The organism is Psychrobacter sp. TB20-MNA-CIBAN-0197 (assembly GCF_040309765.1).
GTDB classification, from domain to species: domain Bacteria; phylum Pseudomonadota; class Gammaproteobacteria; order Pseudomonadales; family Moraxellaceae; genus Psychrobacter; species Psychrobacter submarinus.
On sequence record NZ_JBEOPC010000458.1, the window covers coordinates 1 to 278 of the forward strand.

Here is a 278-nt window from a genome sequence, read left to right on the forward strand (position 1 = left end):
GGTCAGCGGTTCGAACTCGGGGTTGATGAACACCCGTGGCTCGGTACGGTCTTCGGACAGGTCCATCACGACGATACGTTTGTGCACGTTGACCTGGGTCGCGGCGAGGCCGATGCCCGGCGCTTCATACATTGTTTCAAACATGTCGTCGACCAACTGACGCACTTCGTCGTCCACTACAGCCACTGGTTTGGCGATAGTGCGCAGACGCGGGTCCGGAAATTCGAGGATGTTTAAAATGGCCATAGGCTTCGATTGCTGCACACGTTGAGTAAAGT

General features: G+C 55.8%; 1 protein-coding gene. It reads right to left on the reverse strand.

Annotated features, from left to right (window positions below; genetic code table 11):
• Positions 1–246: peptide deformylase (locus AAEY83_RS14480; RefSeq protein ID WP_351059943.1), on the reverse strand; the 246-nt coding region annotated here is incomplete at its 3' end.
• Positions 247–278 lie beyond the last annotated feature (32 nt).